Origin of the sequence: Gracilibacillus kekensis, from assembly GCF_900143085.1 — a bacterium.
Lineage (GTDB): Bacteria > Bacillota > Bacilli > Bacillales > Amphibacillaceae > Gracilibacillus > Gracilibacillus kekensis.
Map to the genome: position 1 here is coordinate 1,163,346 of NZ_FRCZ01000001.1, position 18,930 is coordinate 1,182,275.

Here is an 18,930-nt window from a genome sequence, read left to right on the forward strand (position 1 = left end):
AAGGGGACTGGTTTCCGCTATTCGGTGTATATCGAACCCATTCATAAGAAGAATTGGCGTCTTCTCCATAATAAGGGCCTGCCCATTCATCAATACCGTGCGTATTCCATACATTCATCATGATTTTACTCGGGTTAGTCGGAATATTATCAGTAGCTGTAGCAACCAACTGACCGTTAACATACCAGCTAATATAGTCCTTTTGCCAATCAAAAGCATAGGTATTAAAGCTGTGGGCAGCATTAAAACCCAAATCGTGCACTATTTCATTTCCTCCGACACCATTCGTGTAGTAATTGAATTGAACCTTGGACGTGTCGTTTCCGAGAAATTCAATATCAATCTCATCCCAAGGGGCCCCGTAAGATGGACCAGTGTATGTGAAGAAAGAAGAGATTACGCCCGATACATTTGCTGGCTTCATCGATACTTCGTACAAACCATACCCATAGAAATCACTTGTCGCATACTCTGCACACTCATAGTTATATGGTGCTTCGTACGAATAATTGGTACGAAGAGATAATTCCATTTCTCCGCCATTAAAATTAACTCTGTTTGCACTCCAGTGACATCCGAAAAAAGGATCATCATTCCTCCAGCCATCCGAGATCTGCCAGTTTTGCCCATCATGGCTGTCAAAGGGATGATACTCGGCTAACACGGTTTGCGCATAAGTTACCATCGTAAAAGACATCATTAATAGCGTCAGAATTACCAGTCGAATCATACTTTTCACTCTAATTGTCATCACTCCTAATTAAGATTTGAATGATCTTGCTACTATTTATCTGTTACTTTTTTTCTTGATCTAACGTAAAAGAAAACACCAGCTGCAAGCACTAATAGACCAATTAATAGATAGTTATATAGCGAAGTCGCTGTATTTGGTAAGGTCTCACTGTCATTATCATTAGAGCCTTGAGTGTCTCCAGCTTCCGTTTCTTCACTATCTTCGTCTGTTTCTGACCCGGCGTTACTCGTTTTATCTGTCTCTGGATCTTCAGTTACTGGGTCCTCTGTGCCCGGATTCTCTGCTTCTGGATCTTCTGTAACTGGCTCCTCTGTATCTTCCACTTCAAATACTCCATAAATACTAAAGTGTGATACTTCAGCAACTACTCTTTTGTTATCTTTGTCATATGAAGCAGGTTGAATGACCTCGTCTGTTTTCTCTCCATCATCATTAATATAGATTACTTTTAAGTTATCCCAATTTGATATCTTAGATGGATCCACTGTGAATGTAAGTGTAATCGGTTCATCAAAATCAATCGCTTCTCCATTTGAAGTTAATCGGAAATCATACAATTCACTGACGGCATCCGAATTATTCGTTTTCACTTCGTCGGATACATCACCAAATTCGAATGTGATATCCTCTCCGGTTTGTAACGTACTTACTGGTACTGTAGCTGTAACTCCTTGATACGTAAATTCAATCGTGGCATTTTCATCTAGTTGATCGATGACCTCTCTACTTACCACTGTCTTTTTGGTTGCTGTATTTGTTTTGTAGACGTGATCAACCAATTCTAACTCATTCACATCCGTAATTACGGATTCCTCTGGATTTGGTTCGTCTGTATCTTCGTCCTCATCTTCTACCTTTTTCAATAAAACATTGTCAATAACTACGTCATGTGCTTCTAATGGGGTTAACCCCTCTTCATCTTTCCCTAACGCAAAACCGAATTTAGCTGCAACGTCGGTTGGTTCGGTCATATCAAAAGTGAACGTGTACGTTTCCAATGTGTCTGTTAAGGATACCGTTTGGTCAAAATAGCCTGTCCAATCGTTATCTTCTTCTCCATTATGTTGGATTTGCAAACGTAAAGGTCGATCAACGGTTGATTTTGCATCAAAGGATACTTCATATGTCGCATCTTGTTCGATTTCAACTCCCTGTTGAAATAATTGAATATTCCAATCGGCACTTCCGATATCTGTAATTGCTGCTTGTCCTTGTCCTTCTTCATCTACTGAAAAACTTGCCTTACCAGGATTATAGGCTTCGGCACTCCAATTAGCGAGTCCATCAAAGATCCCATTTTTAATAAGATTACCCTCTACCTGTTCTAATGGCTGTTTTTTCAAAAATACATTATCAATATAGACATCGCTTTCATTACCGCCCATATTAAAGTAGAGCTCAGCATTATTATCGTGTTCTGCCTCCATCGTAAAATCTACGGTATGTGCTTCGGTATTGGAGGTTAACGTAATCGTTTCCTCATGAACTACTTCCGTGTCCGCGTTCTTAAAAGCTACTTGAATATCTCTTGTTGTTTCTGCACTTGCATCAAACGTCAATTGATACTGTCTACCGTTTTCTAATCGGAAGCCGCTTTGCGCTAACTGTACAGAACTTGCATTGTCACCACCATCGCTAATGCGAGTCTCAAATCTTCTTTCGTTTACTGCACTTCCAATATATTTCGTTGCCTCTGCCGTTTGATCGGTGGTGAATTCCCAATATCCCATTCTTTCCGCACCCTGATCAAACGTTCCATTATAGATATGGTTACCAGTTGGAAGTGGATCTCTTACTGTTTCTGAAGGATCAACCGGTTCTGGATCTGCAATTTTTTCTAGCCTGACATCATCAAAAGAAATACTACTGTCGTTTAGTCCCATATTAAATTCATACCGGGCTTTTACATCTGTTGCATGTTCCATGGTAAACTCAAATTCATACTCTTCCCAAGTAGGCGTTATCGTGAATGGATCTTGACCAGCATAATCGACCCAGCTGCGATCTCCATCTGCACCGATTTTTACTTTTAAAGGCCTTTCTGCTTCTGCCTTTGCTTTAAAGGAAGCTTTATACCTCGCTCCTTTTTCCAGGTGTATAGGAGCTTGAAGTAACTGTACACCATGTTCAACATCCCCACCTGATTCAATCTCTACATCTAATGCATCATTATTCACAGCAAGACTAGCATTAGCACTACTATCCTGTAAAAATGTCCAATAATCCGTATTCGGAACTCCTTCTACACCGTCTACCTCAGGGTCATCTGTGTCAAAGCTCCCATTATACACGTAGTTGCCATCTTCAAGAGGTTCTCTCACTTGGTCTTCCTCTTCATTAATCGGCTTTTCATGAATTGGGTATTCATCTTTCTCATAAACTCTTACATAATCGACAGCCATTTGTTGTGGAAAAACGGTTGTTTCATCTGGGTTTCCAGGCCAGCCCCCACCAACGGAAATATTCATAATTAAGAAGAAATCTTGATCGAACGGAGCTGGGTACGTATATTCATCCGCATTGTCATTGTGTTTGGTAAACCAGTCATTGGCAGTATGGTATAATTCACCATCGATATACCATCGAATTTCCCCTGGCTCCCATTCAATACTGTACACATGATAATCGTCACCAAAGCTTTGTCCATCAGGTAATGTGTACGTGCCTTGAATTTGTTGGTGCGGTTCACCAAAGTGGACCGTTCCATGTACAGTATCTGGTTCATGTCCTAACAATTCCATAATATCGATTTCACCACTTACTGGCCATGTGCCATAAAATGGTTCATCCTCTGGCATCATCCAAATAGCTGGCCAAATCCCTTGCCCAGTAGGCATTTTTGCTCTTACTTCCACTTTCCCATATGTCCAGTTTTGTTTGCCTTTGGTAATGAGTTTCGCAGAAGAGTAGTCATATGTTTGCCCATCTTCCTCTGTGATCTCTTCTTCCCTCGCTTCAAGGATTAGAGATCCATCTTCAATAAAAGCATTATTTTCTGTATAAGATTGTATTTCCCCGTTCCATCTACCATTTGTAGGTACATCATAACTCCAGTTATCCATATTTATTTCGTTACCATCAAACTCGTCAGACCACCGTAATTTCCAGTCGTCGGAATTAGTTTCGGCAGTATTAGCGGAAACACTACCGATAAAGCTAAAATTAGAACCAATAAGAATAACCGCTAGTAAAACAATGCTGATTTTTTTAAACTTCATCATTAACCTATCCTCCTAATAATTTACTAACGTATTATCAATGCAGATTGTGAAAACCCATCACCTCCTTAAATGGCATATTTTAAAAATGGTTTTATTAATGGATTATTGGCTTTAGAAATATCAGGCATTTTGTATTTTCAGAGGTTGTCGCTATTTGCTTGGAGTTCTCAGAAGTAATTATTTGATATTTTTTTAAAAAAGTGTAGTTCACTCATATGTCTTTTTATTTACTAACAAACTACTAACACGTGTTAGTAAATGAGTAACAAAAAAACGTTTTACACAAGGAAAACGGTTTCACTAATGATATTAAACTATTACTTAAACAATTTCAATCTTTTTATGAAAAATTCATCTCTATTTTAAAAAACTCGTTCACTAATTGGAGTGTATCTGGACAAAGTCTGAGAACATTATTGTCGCTTTATGTAATAGATCAAGCGCATCACTTATTCTCTCATGAGAAAGTGTTTTTAAAAAAACTTAATTTGCACTTCATTTTTTTATACTTATGACATATAATATATCTAAATGATATATATCAACTAGATAGGATGATTTTAATTCATGAAGGAATACAATAATACGACTTACGCAATTTTGGGAATTCTTACAACAGGATGCAAATCAGGATATGCCATAAAGCAGCTTATGGATCAAAGTCTTACCCACTTCTGGAAGATCAGCTATGGGCAGATTTATCCTACATTGAAACAACTTACTGCGAATGAACTTGTTACAGTTACAAATACTCAGCAAGATGGAAAGCCTGACAGAAAGGAGTACGACCTTACCCCAAAAGGATTGAATGCATTAAAGAATTGGCTCTCACAACCAATTGAACAAATTCCAGTGGAACGAAATGAAGTGCTGCTAAAATTGTTTTTCGGTAAACACCAGTCTACAGAGCAAAATCGTATGCAATTAGAAGACTACAAACGCAAGCTGGAAGAACGTCTGCAGACCTATCATGCTATCGCCCATTCTATTCAGACACATCATGAAAACGATCCGAATGCACAGTATTGGCTATTTACATTGGACTATGGAAAGCGAACTACCGTTGCCGCAATTGACTGGTGCGAAGCGACGATAAAAGCGATCTAAAGGAGGAGTCGAAAATGAGTAAGGAAATTTTCAGTGGCAGGTTTACGACAAAAAATGAACAAGACCTCGTTGTTTTTCTGATTGGGATGCGCATTAACAAGCGATGGGCTGTCCATAAATGGGGCCCTGTTTTTAATGCAATGCCTTCCATGATTAAAGAGCTTTATACAAACAAGACGGAGCTTGGATTTCTATCGATGGAGAGCTTTTTTGGACTTCGTACAACAGTGATGATTCAATATTGGCGCTCAACCGAAGAGCTGCTTGCCTATGCAAAAGGGAGTAACCACCTAAAGGCCTGGAAAAACTTTAATCAAAAAGTTGGTGACAATCCAGCAGTTGGCATTTACCATGAAACATATAAAGTAAAACAAGGGCAGTATGAATCAATTTATGGAAACATGCCACAATACGGTTTAGCAAAAGCCATGGAACATATTCCAGTTCGTCATGACAAAAGATCAGCACGTAAACGGCTCGCTGAGTGAAACATAGGGACGGTTCTAGTGTTTCACTCTTTGTGATTGAAGTTTACCGTTTTACTCGCAAATCTATAGAACATGAGGTGAAGTATATGGATAATCAAATGGAGTTGGAATTCGAAAAATCAAAATCAGGCAGTAAAGATGAACGATATGAAGCCTATCAAACCATTTTAAATGCTACGGAACAAAAAGTAGATTGGGCGTATGAGGTATGGAATCAACTGGTAGAGGATTTAGCTCATAAAGATAGCCATCAGCGTTCTCGTGCAGCACAATACTTAGCTAATTTAGCAAAAAGTGACCCAGAAATGAGAATGATGAAGGATTTCCCTAAGTTGTGGGAAGTTACTTACGATAAAAAATTCGTAACTGCTAGACACAGTTTGCAATCTATTTGGAAAGTCGCAATTGCTGGACCGTCTCAAAAAGAAATGGTGATGGCGTATATGGTGGACCGTTTTGAAAATGGAACTGAGGAAAAAAACTATACATTAATTCGTAATGACATCCTGCAAAACATGAAAAATATCTATGACTATTCTAATGATGAAAGCATTAAACAAACCGCTCTAAATTTAATAGATACAGTTGACGATGATAAGTACAGAAAAAAGTATATGAAAATTTGGAAATAAGTCAATTATTTATAAAGTAAGCTGAAGACACAAAAGTCTTCAGCTTTTTGAAACAGTAGAACCGTCCCCATGTTTCAGCTGGTTAATTCCCTTCCCCATGCACACTAACCCATTTCAAATACATAAGATATACAGACTATTCAACTTAGGGAGGATAACGATGTATTCCAATTCACTATATGATAATGCTTTTTATCGAAGTGTAGCAGATACCCAGCTAATAACAGATATCCAGCAAGCAATTCATGCTGAGTATAGTGCTATTGCTTGTTACGAGGAGTTAGCGAAGATGGCACCTACACAAGATGAGAGGGACAAAATAAAGGAGATACAGAATGATGAAAAACGACATCTCGAAGAATTTAGTACCATTTATTATCATCTAACAGGTAGCACTCCATCTTATCAAATCAGCGAGCAATGTCCAGACAATTATAAAGCGGGTATTGAGTTTGCATTTAAAGATGAGCAAGAGGCGGTAGATTTTTATTTAAACATCTCAGATAAAGCAGAGCACACCTTTATTAAGGAGAGCTTCGGACGTGCGGCGTCAGATGAGCAAAATCATGCGGTATGGTTTTTATTTTTTCAGTCAAAAAATCCATCAACACAATCTGCTCAAAGGCAAATGGAGGATTATGGTGCTATTGGTGCTTTAAATGCTCCTTCATTATCTTTATCTCAAATGTTGATTTACGCTATTCAAGATGAGTACCTGGCCCAGGCGAGATATAATAACATTATTGGAACTTTTGGTAACGTTCCTACTTTTATACGAATTAGAGAAGCTGAATTGAGACATATCAGTGCATTATTACCACTTTTCGAACGTTATCAAGTACCATTACCTAATGATATTTCGGCATCCTTTGTGACAACTCCGGAAAACCTTAAGGCTGCATATGCAGCAGGTGTTCAAGGAGAAATAGACAACATAGCTATGTATGAGAGATTTTTATCAATAAATATTCCTAATGATGTTAGAACTGTTTTTACTCAGCTTCGGAATGCTTCATTAAACCATTTAGCAGCATTTGAAAGAGGGTTAGCTAGAAATTAATTTCATTGTTGCATGAAGAGGTGATTACATCGTCCCGATAATTTTTCGTGCATACTTTTATGATTTTTACGTGATAATTATCTTTTTTTAATCTGAAAAATAGGAGATTGACAGATTTTCTTCTACATGATATATTTACTTAAATTTCATATTCATTACAACTCATCCAGAGAGAGGGAGGGACTGACCCTAAGAACTCTCGGCAACCGCTTATGATAAGCAAGGTGCCAATTTCAGAAGCATAGATATGCTTAAAGATGAGAAGATACGTTGCATCCGAATAAGCAACCCCTTCTCTTTCTTTGCGAGAAGGGGTTTTATTATGGATTGAGTTGTGATAAAAAAACTATTGATTGAAAAAGGAGAGAATCACATGTCAATTCAAACATTTAAAGCAAGTTCACAGTTAAAGGAAAAATATTTAGTGGAGAATACTGCACGGCAGCACCGCGTTTTAGTAGATGAACCAGCTTCACTAGGCGGTAAGGACGAAGCAATGAACCCAGTAGAACTTTTACTGTCTGCATTAGGATCCTGTCAATCGATTGTGGCACGTACCTACGCAGAAAAATTTGATATTGATCTGATAGATTTCAAAGTGGAATTAGAAGGTGATATCAATTTAGATGGTTTCTTTGATAAAGCAAATGTACGTCCAGGTTACTCGGATATTCGAGCAACTTACTTTATCAAAACCAATGCATCGGAGGAAAAAGTAGCGGAGTTTGTGAAGTTCCTTGAAGCTCATTGCCCTGTAGGAGATACAATTGAAAACACAGTGAATTTCTCTTCTTCTTATCAAGTTAATAAAAAAGCATAATGGTTATTTTAACTTCGACAGGTGACACGCACCTGTCGAAAAAATATGGAAATATTTTCAATATATATAAAATAAGCTGAAGCCACAAAAGTCTTCAGCTTTATGAAACAGTAGAACCGTCCCCATGTTTCATTTAGTCGGTAATGGCGCTTGGGCTGAAATAAAGCCTTTGTCCACTAATTCATTCCAGAAGGATTGCGGGATATCTTTTTTAATCATCGCTACATCTTCTGCATTATGTTCTGGGCGAGTAGAGCCAGGAATGACTGCTTTCACTGCTGGGTGTGTTGTTGAAAATTGTAATGCTGCCGCTTTTAAGTTTACGTTATGACTTTCAGCAATTTCTTTTAGCTGTTTTACTTTATTCACTATCTCAGCATCGGCTTTCGCATAATTAAAATGATCTCCTCCAAGCAACACCCCAGAATTAAATGGACTTCCTACAATGATGTCTACACCTTTTTCCTCTGCTTTTGGCATCATGCGCTCTAAGGCATGTTCATGCTGTAAAAGCGTGTATTGAGTGGCAGATAAACAGACATCAGGCTGAGCTTCATCCAGATCCATCACCAGTTCAATGGGTTCGGTTGTATTAACACCAACTCCCCATGATTGAATCACTCCTTCTTCACGAAGGCGGCTTAAGACACGAAAGGCCCCGTTTCTTGCCTCTTCAAATTTTGCAAGCCATTCATCGCCATGAAAATCCGGGGAAATATCATGCACGTACACCATATCCAATCGGTCTGTTTTTAAGCGATTTAGGCTTTGCTCAATCGATTTGAGGGTAGCTTCCTCTGTATAATCTGTAATTATTTTATTTTTCCGGCCATCCTGAAATATGCCTTCCTTTTCTTCTTTTTCATCTGTCATATAACGTCCGACTTTGGTTCCTATCAAATAATCATCTCGATCATATTTCGACAACGCCTCACCTAATCGCATTTCTGCTAATCCTGCTCCATAAAAAGGGGCCGTATCAAAATAGCGAATCCCTTGATCCCAGGCGGTTTGTATCGTTTCCTGTGCTTCCTCTTCTGGCACGTCTCTGAACATATTTCCCAATGGTGCCGTACCATAACCTACTTTATGTTTAAGCGCTTGCTCTAATGTCTTCATTAAATACTCCTCCTTGTATTAGGAAATTATATGAGTCATTTTCCACTTTTACCCTTGTTTAAACATGAAGAACCTGAATCCCTTAAGATTCTGACATTATATGCAACTTTTTAGTTGCTCAACCTTGACAAGCAACCAAAAAGTTGCATATAATAAAAATATGAATTGGGATAAAGACGCAATTTTCAAATCACTTAGTGATTCAACCAGAAGGCTTATATTAGATGAGCTATCTGAACGAAACGAGCTAACCTTGTATGAACTTACGGCACGCCTCATTATGAAGCACAAGCTATCCATTTCACGACAAGCGATAGCAAAGCATCTTTCTGCATTGGAAGATGCCGGGCTTGTAAAATCGAAAAGAAGGGGGAAGTATCGAGTACTTATATTTAACAATGAACCGCTAAAAAATTTGCTTCAACAATGGATAGACGAATGATATTTAAAATATCAAAGTTTCATGGATTACATCCACAAGCCAGATCAATAGGAACACGTCAGTAAAATAGTAAAGGAGGAAAAATTTTGAAGATTATTGTGACAAGTATATTTGTAGACGATCAGGATAAAGCACTAAAATTTTATACAAACAAATTGGGGTTTGTCAAAAAGCATGACGTTCCTGCAGGAGAATACAGATGGATAGCACTTGTTTCTCCAGAGGAAGAAGACGGAACAGAGCTTATACTCGAACCGAATGATCATCCAGCTGCCAGAGACTATCAAAAGAAGTTATTTGCTGATGGAATACCGGTAACAATGTTTGGTGTTACAGATATTCACAAAGAATATAAGCGATTGATGGAGAATGGTGTACAGTTTACGATGAAGCCGACAGATATGGACAATATCACAATCGCTGTATTCAACGATACCTGTGGCAATCTTATTCAGCTCATTCAGCAATAACCATACCTGGAAAACATGTTACAGACAAAAAATTGGAGTAGAAATAAGCTCCACAGCTAAAAAAAAGAGATTATCTCCTTTTTTAAAAATATTGTTATTCATCTTCTCCATCTTTGTTTTCAGAATTGTCTTTTAATTCGTAATAGGCTTCTATTGCCCGCTTCCCTATTTCATGATGAACGGAATATTGTCCACTTCCAGTTCCGTTTTTTGGTACTACAACAGCAAAGGCTACTTCAGGATTTTCAACTGGACTGTAGCCTACTAACGTTAAATTATGAGTTTCCGCCACTTTTTCGCCATCCTTATATTGTGGATTTTGTGCAGTACCCGTTTTTCCTGCTACGTCATAAGGGTAGTTTCTCCACGCCCTACTTGCTGTACCGCTTGTAAATACTTTTCTAAAACCTTCTTGAACGCGTTTAACATACGTCTCATCCATATCGATACGATTAAGTACTTCTGTTTCCTTCAATCGAAGGATCTTACCGAGTTCCTCATTTTCAATATTGGGCTCTCTAATTTCTTTCATTAAGTGGGGTTTGACCCGATAACCATCATTTGCAATTGTCGACACATACTGTGCTAGTTGCAGTGCTGTATATGTATCGTATTGGCCAAAAGAGAGATCCAGAAAATTACCTGCCCCTGGATTCGTACCAATAACTCCTTTTGCTTCATATGGCAAATCTATACCTGTTTTTACTCCAAGACCAAATTGACTATAATAATTTCGCATTGTATCGAACGCATCGAAGTTAAAATTGTATAATCGTTCATTTTCTCGATAAGTGGCACCACTGATGCGTATAGCTATACGCATCATATAAGCGTTTGACGATAATTCTATAGCTTGAAGATCATTCAAACTAGGACCTAAATAATCATAGGATGACTTCTCTCCAGATCCCTTAATTTTTATAGGTGATTCATCTAACACGGTACCAATATCGATGACGCCTTCCTCATAACCGGCTAGAACTGTTGCACCTTTTATCGAAGACCCTGGCGCATGTGCATCATAAATGGTTCGATAAGCATTATTTACATATTCTTTATTATCTCGATCATATCGAATAGCGGATAATGAGAGTATTTCTCCAGTTTGAGGATTCATTAAAACTGCCATTGCATCCTCTAAATAACCATTGTTGTTAACGGGATGATTAATCGCATTTCTAAGTTCATCCTCGACGATTTTATCCATTTCTTCTTGGAGGTCCATGTTGAAAGTTAATACTAGATCTTTTCCTCTTTGCCCTTCCACCACGACTTCAGCATTAGTTACATTCCCACTGGTATCTGTTGTGTAGAGTGTTTTTTCCTTTCGTCCCCTTAAAACATGTTCATATTGTTGCTCCAATCCACTCGTGCCCACACGATCATTCCATGTATAACCATTCGCAAGATAAAAATCACTCTCTTCTTTTGGAATACCTTCATCAGCGGATGTTAAATTACCAAGGAAAGAACTGAGTGTATCATCATACTTTTGGTCTCTTTTCCAGTTAATAACGGCGTCAATACCTGGTAGGTTATAGAGGTGTTCAGCAACCTGTGCATATTCCTCATCCGTCAAATTTTCATTAACAATCACATGTGGAGAAAGCTCATACGCTGCATCCAATTCCTTTTTTATTGCCAATGTATTGAGCAACGAATTATTCCACTCTACTTTATTTAAATCTTCTTCTGTTATAGAGTCTAATTGCGCCTGGTACTGGTCACTTGCATCTGAATTTTTTTGATCCTCTGTCAAACGCTTTGCTACTGCTTCTTGATTTTTTAAATACCAATATTCCTTTTTATCACGTTCTCTAATGGTATCATTTAATTCTTCTTCGTCTTTTATAATGGTCATGTAGGAAGCTAGTTTCCCTGCTAATTCTAAGCGAAAATGTGCAGAATCACCATTTTTAGGTGGTGTATAGGTGATCGACTTAACAGCCTGATTATCTAAGATCATATTATGATTACGGTCATACATTTTCCCTCTAGGTACAGGCTTTTCGCTAGGTGTATTTTCTGTCTGGTTAATTTCCCGTTGTGCTTCTTCCCCATTTAAAATTTGCACCACACCTAGCTGAACAATTAATAGTGAAAACAACAAGAACACCACTACAAACAATATATTTAAACGAAAAGGTAATTGCACCTTTTTCTTTTTAAGTTTTCGATTCTTTTTTAAACCAGGTTTTTGATTCATCCAGATTCCTCCAACCATAAAAAAGATACTTAATTATAACATAACGGAGGGAATATTTTCTATTTATTGGTATAATAATAACTTTTTTCCATTTATTGAAAACATAATGGTAAGTGATACGGACTTTGGATTTCCTTTGGAGGGTGTTCGCTTACTTGTACTACTTTTCAATCATTTGAATAAGGTAAGAAATTACCACTTAAAGGCTAACCCACCATTACTTTTTAAGTATGAAAAAATGAAAATGATCATATTTATTAACTAATGAACAGATAGGAGTTGGTTACTTGAGTGATTTTAATCCCGAAAAATTATTTGTTATCTACACTGGTGGTGTCACAGCTACAACACCCGTTATTCCTAGAAAATACACCCTTACACACTCTGATATTACCGGAGAGCTTTTTTTAACGATTGGCATTCAGTATGCCTGGGAAAATATAAATGAAATGAGAGATGAAGTCTTAGGTGAATGGAGACACAGGAGTGGAAATACCCTTTATTATTGTGTTTATCTCTATATTGATCAAGGCGAATATGACATAAATGCAGCCACAAAACGTAATGAAATATTTATACGTGAATTACCTCTTGCCTTAACCGCTATCCGATACGGAGATAGAGCTTTATTCAACAAACACCCACACTTAAATCAATCTTCCCTCATCATTAACTTTATGTCTGCCTATCCACAACTTGCAAGACAAGAAAACTGGGGAACTTTCGACCGCTTTATTTATCGATAACCATCATATATAAAAACCTAGGTAGAAACTAATCCTTCTACCTAGGTTTGTTACTCTATATCAGCAATGAAACACGAGAACCGTCCCCATGTCGCATCCAATCATTTATTCATCTTATCCAAAAAGTCTCCTAAGAGGTCGTTGAGGTCTTCTTCTTCTGTTTCTTCTGGTTTTTCGGTGTTGCGTTTTTGACTTAATGCTTGATTCCAATCGATCGAGTCTAATTCATCTTCTGTTTCTTGATTACTTGGAGGTGTTTTCTGTTTTTCAGCTTTCAAAGGTTCTTGCTCATGAACTTCCTCTGGAGGTTCTTCCTGTAAATAGAGTGCTTCATCGATGTCTGTTGCATTGCTGTTTAGTGACGCTAATAATGAAGTGGAGCGAACCGGATCATTTAATAGTTGATACATGATACTTCCTAACAACGCTTCCGAATGTTCATGTTTCACCCAATTACGTTGTGCCTTCGTTAGACGTTTAGGAAGAGGTACCGTAATTGTTTCCTGCTCATTCGAAGCTCCCTCATTGACACCTCTCAGGGCAAACTCAGCTATCTTACTGGAAAAGTTACGACGTTCTACTTCTTTTAAACGTTGCAATTCCTTTAGTATATAATCTGGAGTATCTGATGGGATTCGAAATGATATCGTTTGACCTCTATCGATTTGGTTATTTTTCTTCATGTGATCACCTTATGATTGTTGTGAGACTTTTTTCTCTTCCTTCTTACCAGACTTCTTTATATGTTCTGCGATCAGTTTATAATACGCATTTGCCATCATCCATATGCTTTCCTTTTCATCTTCAAAAAATTCAATGTTATATCCATCTAAATTATTATTTAATGTTTTCAAGTATTCTTTTAATACGTTCGATCCTCCACCAACAAAATAACAGATTTCTGTTTGGGAATTTTTTTGCCATACATTGCGCAGCAGTCGGTATTGTTTCTTCGCTAATTCTAATAAAATCCTGTCTGTGGATTCATGGACGTTCGTTCTGCTTCCTTTTACCATTATATGATTACGGTCATTTTTTCTTGTAATAATGTCCACGACATCACGACGACTGTCTAATTCTACACCATGTTTCGAGAAAATATCTTCACGGATATGTTCGAGTGACTCGGATACACCCAAATTAAACCCTTGAGCTTTATCATCATCAACGGTTCTGTTTTTAATTACTGCGATATCTGTTGATAAACCACCAATATCCTGAATTAAAATTTGTTTATCGATCAATTTCTTATTAATAATTTTTAAATCTTGATCCATCACAAGATTGATAAATGCGGCAAACCCTTCAGGATATACTTTCGCTTCATCAAATTTTATGTTCACTTTTTTGCCTTGGTGTTGTGGTGTAACTAAAAACTCGACCTGATGAACAGAACCGATCAGCTTGGAGCGATATCCTGCATCTTTTCCTTCTTTTACTTCACGTAAAGGCAAACCTGTCCCCAACGTATAATTGGCATCAATTACTTGATTACTATTTAGTTTAAAGGCATTTGCTGCATCTAATGCGATCGTCGCAAAGAGCATGACTAACGTTTGGTCTTCCTGGGATTTACTGCTACCTGGATCAAGCTCTGTTGAATTGCTTGCTTTTGCCGCTAAATGGCCTACACGATAGATCGCATTGTTTTCTTTCAATGCAGGCGAATGTATACGAATATGTAACCCTTCTATTGGATCCTTTTGGTCTAATTCTTCAATTCCAATTACAGGACGGTCTTCCGTATCTCTGGCCATAATATTTGGCAGATTGAACTCAGTTTCCATCTCTCCAAATATCGCCTTAACGGAATCATTACCTACATCAATTGCTGCTATTCTTGATTGACTCATATGTTTCCATCCTTCCTATCTTTTACATTCAGACTTCTACTTATAAAAAAGTCTTAGACAAAGGATAGTTGATATAAAGGCTTTCATCAATGCCTTTAGTTGAAAAGAAAGATAATCGTAATCTTTTTGAAAAGCAGCAAATTTGTATACGTTTTTGTATTTGATGTATACAACATTCGCACACGTGTTATTACCGCAGTATGTTTACATGTTTGTATACTTGTAAACCCTTTCCGTAAGCAATGTACACTTTTTTTGTTTACATGTATACCGTAATGTATATGTAATCTATTGCGGTTAATTTATATTGAAAAAAGTAGTGAGTATATGGTGGATCGTTTTAAAAACGGTAAAGAGGAAAAACTATACAATACTTCGTAATGACATCTTGAAAAATATGAAGAATGCCTATGACTATTCTAATGATGAAACCCGATTTAGATATAATAGGTACAGTTGACGATGATGAGTATGGATAAATGCAACATCTTTAAAACAATGAAGTAAGCTGAAGACACAACAGTCTTCAGCTTTGTGAAACACTAGAACCGTCCCCGTGTTTCATCCCTTCTGTATTCGTTTGGGGTTTGTCCGTTGATTTTTTTGAATACTTTGCTGTAGTATTTTTCGTCTTTGTATCCGACTTCGTATGCGATGTCGTATATTTTTAAGTGTGGATTTTCTAATAGTACTTTGGATTTTTCGATTCGAATGTTGGCTAAATAATCGGTAATTGTAACATGATAGACTTGTTTAAACTTTCTTGAGATGTACTCACGACTAAGAAAAAAATGTTCTGCAATATCTTGTAACTTAATATCTAAATAATAGTGTTCTTTTAGATACGCCTCAATCTCTTGAATGCTCGTTTTCTCCTTTTGGTAATGTACTTTTTCTAGCAGATTCATTAAATCATAAAATTCTTTCTGCTTCTCCTCTTTAAATTTCTCAAACGAAAAAGTGCCATCTTCCTCCCAAAAATTCCAACCTTGGTCAATAGGTGCATGACCAGAAATATCATATTCTTCTAGCCAATTTTTCCGCAGTAAGTGAAATTGATTTTCCCAAATCTTTAATTGTTCAAATGAAAGATTGTGACTTGTCTCTAACTTTTCAAATAACTTTTGCAAAATAACATCCATTTCATCCGTACTACCTCGTTGCAATGCCCATTTCAGTTCCTGTGCATAATCTAATAAATGAAGGTTACCTTTTTGATTCATTTCTTTGGTTGTAACCACCTTCTTTTCACCTGCCAATAAAGGATAGTTCTGTAGCACCTTGGATGCACTTCGATACGAATCAGCGACACAGGTCGTCTCATCCCCCTTAAAAATCGTACATTTCATTTTAATATATTGATAAATAGCGTCATAGATCTTTTCCAAGGCAAAATTGGTTTGTGGTGTATTCCATAATAAAATAATAATTTCATCTTCTTTATTTACATTGCGAAAACTGATCCCACTATTTTTGCTACGAACGATTTCATTGACAATATTTAACAAGGCGAAAAAGACAACATCTCGATCTCCATTAAATTTTTTCATTAACAACCAAGGAACAGGTAGAATAGCTAGGGTGCATCTTGCATTTTTTATATCAAGCCTAAATTCTTTTTGCACTTTTTTAATTGTTTCAATTGAGAGGTCTTTTTGCTCGATTATTCCTGTGAATAACCGATCCCAATAAAGTGGTTTGACTTCATTTATTACTTGATTTTTTTCTAACAAAGACCTTCTATCCTCATCCTGCTCCTGCCATTTGTGAACAGCCCTTTCTAACGTTTCATTTAATAAATTTCGATCGATTGGTTTTAATATGTAATCAAAACTCCCGTAGAAAAGGGCACTTCTCATATAACGAAAATCATCATACCCGCTTATGATGATCGTTTTGCTATCCATTCCAGTACTGTGGATCCATTTTAATAGCGTGATTCCATCTTTATTTGGCATACTCATATCCGTAAAAATAATCTCAGGCCTATGCTCTTTAATTAATTGAATCCCCTCTTCCCCGTCGGTTGCTTCTAGTACTTCTGTTATACCAACATAATGCCAATCTGCTAATAACAAAATGCCTTCTCTCACATGTTTTTCATCATCAATGATAATCGCCTTCATTTTTATCACCATCCGTATCTATAGGAAGTTGAATTGTGACTGCTAATCCCCCAGATTTCTGATTTTGAAGTTGTAAATTTGCACGATCGCCATAATATAATTTTAATCGACTGTACACATTTTTTAATCCGATATTGGCCACTTTGTCATCTTTTATGTCATCCCTATAAATGCATTGATAGATCTCCTTCATCCTTTGTTCAGATACACCTATGCCATTATCTTTAATTTCAATTGTAAGGCTACCGGCTTCAATTGTTCCGATAATATGAATTTCTCCTACCTTATCCCGACTATCAAATCCATGCTTAAAATAATTCTCGACAATTGGCTGTAACAGCATTTTCGGTATTTTTTTATCCAATATGCCTTCTTCTAAGTCGATAGCAAAGGATAATTTGTCTTCAAACCTTTCTTGTTGCAGGAGTAGATATGCTTGAATATAATCTCTTTCATCCATTAACGGAACCATGTCTTCGTCTATATGCATGCCATATCTCATGATTTTTGATAAATGGGTAACAAGGGAATATACTTGTGGCCCATTGTTTTTTAATGCTAGCGTTCCAATCGATTGAAGTGCATTGTTTAAAAAATGTGGATTCAACTGTGATTGAAGAACTTTAAGCTGATTCGTTTTATTTTCTAATTTTAATTTGTATTCACGGTTAATTAAATCATTTATTCTCCCCATCATTCTTTTAAAACGGTGTCCCAACAAACCAATTTCATCATGACCTAAGGATTGAAATTGAACCTCCAAATTTCCCCTTTCAATTTGACTAATGTTTTGTAAGAGTACCCTGATTGGGAAAGTAATTTTAAAAGATACTAGCAGTGTAGCTAAAATGACTAAAGTTAATCCAATGATTCCAAATAAAATATTGATTTTTGCCACACTTAATGCACTTTGAAATAGCGATGTATAGGGGATTTGTTTGACTAAAATCCATCCTCCTGACGATTCTGGAAGTTTATTAAACACCATCACCCCTTGAAAAGACGGTTCATCCCAATCCAGTGTGCCACTATCTTCCTCTGTCTCTAACAAGTATGTAAACCATTCAGGATGAGTTGAGCTGTTTGTCACCTGCTGGTTTGAGCTAAAAATGCTATCTCCTTCTTGCGTTAAGATATAAAATTCCTCTGATTCTTTATTGTATAAATTTTCACTAAGATTTAGAAATTTATTGGGGGCAATATCGATCGACATATATCCCAATTGCCGATTAAGCGGAGCATCTTTTAGTGAACGATGAAGTGTGATAGAATTCCCCTTTTTGTTCTGCTTAGTTACATTATGATGACGCGCTGGTTCAATATACATATAATACGGATTCGCATCCGCTTTCTCAAAAAAATCCTGGTCTTGATGATTGCTAGCAGATGAGAAAGCAAGAGTTGATTGCTTTGATACCGAAACAACATTCTGCAACTCATTTTCTTGTTTAGGAAACGTGATAGTAACTCGGTTAATATTACTTTCCGCGTATAAAATCGTCACCATTACATCTTTTATCGTATCTAATGTTAGATAACGATCATCTTCTCCATGCCCTTTTAAATAGTTCATAAAATCGGGATTATTATAGAAAGACATCGTTAAATCTTTTAAATCATTGATATAGCTCTCGACGTTACGCCCACCTTGATACAAAAGATTGACATTTTCTTCGATAAATTGATCCTTTAGAGATTCCTTGGTATAAAAATAAGTAATGAGAATGGAGGTACCAAAAGGAATAATAGTAATCGCTAACAAAAGTACAATGAGCTTATTTCTAATACTGTTCCTTATCATAAAGATCAATCCCCCCATTTTTGTTAAGAATTATATAAAGTATACAATAACCGTAATCCAATGCCTATATCATTTGAAAAGCATG

15 protein-coding genes, 1 pseudogene and 1 riboswitch are annotated in these 18,930 nt (G+C 36.9%); of the genes and pseudogenes, 8 read left to right on the forward strand and 8 right to left on the reverse strand.

What is annotated here, in order from left to right:
* Positions 1 to 19: 19 nt before the first annotated feature.
* Positions 20 to 751 (reverse strand): annotated as a pseudogene (gene bglS / locus BUC25_RS19765) (beta-glucanase); the annotation flags it as partial.
* Positions 752 to 783: 32 nt separating this feature from the next.
* Entirely contained in the window at positions 784 to 3,975 is a 3,192-nt protein-coding gene (locus tag BUC25_RS05280) for a carbohydrate binding domain-containing protein (protein ID WP_073200298.1), read from the reverse strand.
* A gap of 567 nt (positions 3,976 to 4,542) precedes the next feature.
* Between BUC25_RS05280 and BUC25_RS05285 the strand changes: the two genes are divergently transcribed.
* From BUC25_RS05285 to BUC25_RS05305, 5 genes are all read left to right on the forward strand, one after another.
* On the forward strand, positions 4,543 to 5,082 hold the full coding sequence (locus tag BUC25_RS05285; RefSeq protein ID WP_073200299.1) for a PadR family transcriptional regulator: 540 nt from the start codon (positions 4,543 to 4,545) through the stop codon (positions 5,080 to 5,082).
* Positions 5,083 to 5,096: 14 nt separating this feature from the next.
* Positions 5,097 to 5,570 carry a DUF4188 domain-containing protein gene (locus BUC25_RS05290; protein WP_073200301.1) on the forward strand — a complete coding sequence of 158 codons (474 nt, stop codon included), beginning with the start codon at positions 5,097 to 5,099 and terminating at the stop codon, positions 5,568 to 5,570.
* 86 nt (positions 5,571 to 5,656) lie between these two features.
* Positions 5,657 to 6,202: a hypothetical protein gene (locus tag BUC25_RS05295; RefSeq protein WP_073200302.1), complete on the forward strand. Its 546-nt coding sequence runs from the start codon at positions 5,657 to 5,659 to the stop codon at positions 6,200 to 6,202.
* 160 nt (positions 6,203 to 6,362) lie between these two features.
* Positions 6,363 to 7,262, forward strand: a complete 900-nt coding sequence (locus BUC25_RS05300) for a ferritin family protein (RefSeq protein WP_073200304.1) — start codon at positions 6,363 to 6,365, stop codon at positions 7,260 to 7,262.
* A gap of 159 nt (positions 7,263 to 7,421) precedes the next feature.
* Positions 7,422 to 7,526, forward strand: a riboswitch (SAM riboswitch).
* Between the two features lie 109 nt (positions 7,527 to 7,635).
* Positions 7,636 to 8,082 carry an OsmC family protein gene (locus BUC25_RS05305; protein ID WP_073200306.1) on the forward strand — a complete coding sequence of 149 codons (447 nt, stop codon included), beginning with the start codon at positions 7,636 to 7,638 and terminating at the stop codon, positions 8,080 to 8,082.
* Positions 8,083 to 8,211: 129 nt separating this feature from the next.
* Here the strand turns inward: BUC25_RS05305 and BUC25_RS05310 are convergent, their stop codons facing one another.
* The gene (locus tag BUC25_RS05310; RefSeq protein ID WP_073200307.1) at positions 8,212 to 9,201 is read right to left on the reverse strand and encodes an aldo/keto reductase; all 990 of its coding nucleotides are present in this window, start codon (positions 9,199 to 9,201) and stop codon (positions 8,212 to 8,214) included.
* A 160-nt stretch (positions 9,202 to 9,361) separates the two neighbouring features.
* Here BUC25_RS05310 and BUC25_RS05315 point away from each other — a divergent pair, with 160 nt between their 5' ends.
* Both BUC25_RS05315 and BUC25_RS05320 read left to right on the forward strand, forming a co-directional pair.
* A complete protein-coding gene (locus tag BUC25_RS05315; RefSeq protein WP_073200529.1) occupies positions 9,362 to 9,643 on the forward strand; it encodes an ArsR/SmtB family transcription factor in 282 nt (93 codons plus the stop codon).
* An 86-nt stretch (positions 9,644 to 9,729) separates the two neighbouring features.
* Positions 9,730 to 10,113 carry a VOC family protein gene (locus BUC25_RS05320; protein WP_073200308.1) on the forward strand — a complete coding sequence of 128 codons (384 nt, stop codon included), beginning with the start codon at positions 9,730 to 9,732 and terminating at the stop codon, positions 10,111 to 10,113.
* 94 nt (positions 10,114 to 10,207) lie between these two features.
* Here the strand turns inward: BUC25_RS05320 and BUC25_RS05325 are convergent, their stop codons facing one another.
* Positions 10,208 to 12,319 (reverse strand): peptidoglycan D,D-transpeptidase FtsI family protein, encoded by a 2,112-nt coding sequence (locus BUC25_RS05325; RefSeq protein WP_073200309.1) that lies wholly within the window; start codon positions 12,317 to 12,319, stop codon positions 10,208 to 10,210.
* Between the two features lie 287 nt (positions 12,320 to 12,606).
* Between BUC25_RS05325 and BUC25_RS05330 the strand changes: the two genes are divergently transcribed.
* Positions 12,607 to 13,065, forward strand: coding sequence for a staygreen family protein (locus BUC25_RS05330; RefSeq protein ID WP_073200310.1), 459 nt, complete (start codon positions 12,607 to 12,609; stop codon positions 13,063 to 13,065).
* A 101-nt stretch (positions 13,066 to 13,166) separates the two neighbouring features.
* On the opposite strand, the gene BUC25_RS05335 is transcribed toward BUC25_RS05330, so the two are convergent.
* The 4 genes from BUC25_RS05335 to BUC25_RS05350 form a co-directional block, all read right to left on the reverse strand.
* Entirely contained in the window at positions 13,167 to 13,748 is a 582-nt protein-coding gene (locus BUC25_RS05335) for a hypothetical protein (RefSeq protein ID WP_073200315.1), read from the reverse strand.
* Between the two features lie 9 nt (positions 13,749 to 13,757).
* Entirely contained in the window at positions 13,758 to 14,918 is a 1,161-nt protein-coding gene (locus BUC25_RS05340; RefSeq protein ID WP_073200323.1) for a ParM/StbA family protein, read from the reverse strand.
* Between the two features lie 542 nt (positions 14,919 to 15,460).
* Complete coding sequence (locus BUC25_RS05345) at positions 15,461 to 17,044, reverse strand: response regulator transcription factor (protein WP_073200325.1); 1,584 nt, start codon at positions 17,042 to 17,044, stop codon at positions 15,461 to 15,463.
* Positions 17,025 to 18,845, reverse strand: coding sequence for a cache domain-containing sensor histidine kinase (locus BUC25_RS05350; RefSeq protein ID WP_073200326.1), 1,821 nt, complete (start codon positions 18,843 to 18,845; stop codon positions 17,025 to 17,027). Before BUC25_RS05350 ends, BUC25_RS05345 begins: the two co-directional genes overlap by 20 nt.
* Between the last annotated feature and the right edge of the window lie 85 nt (positions 18,846 to 18,930).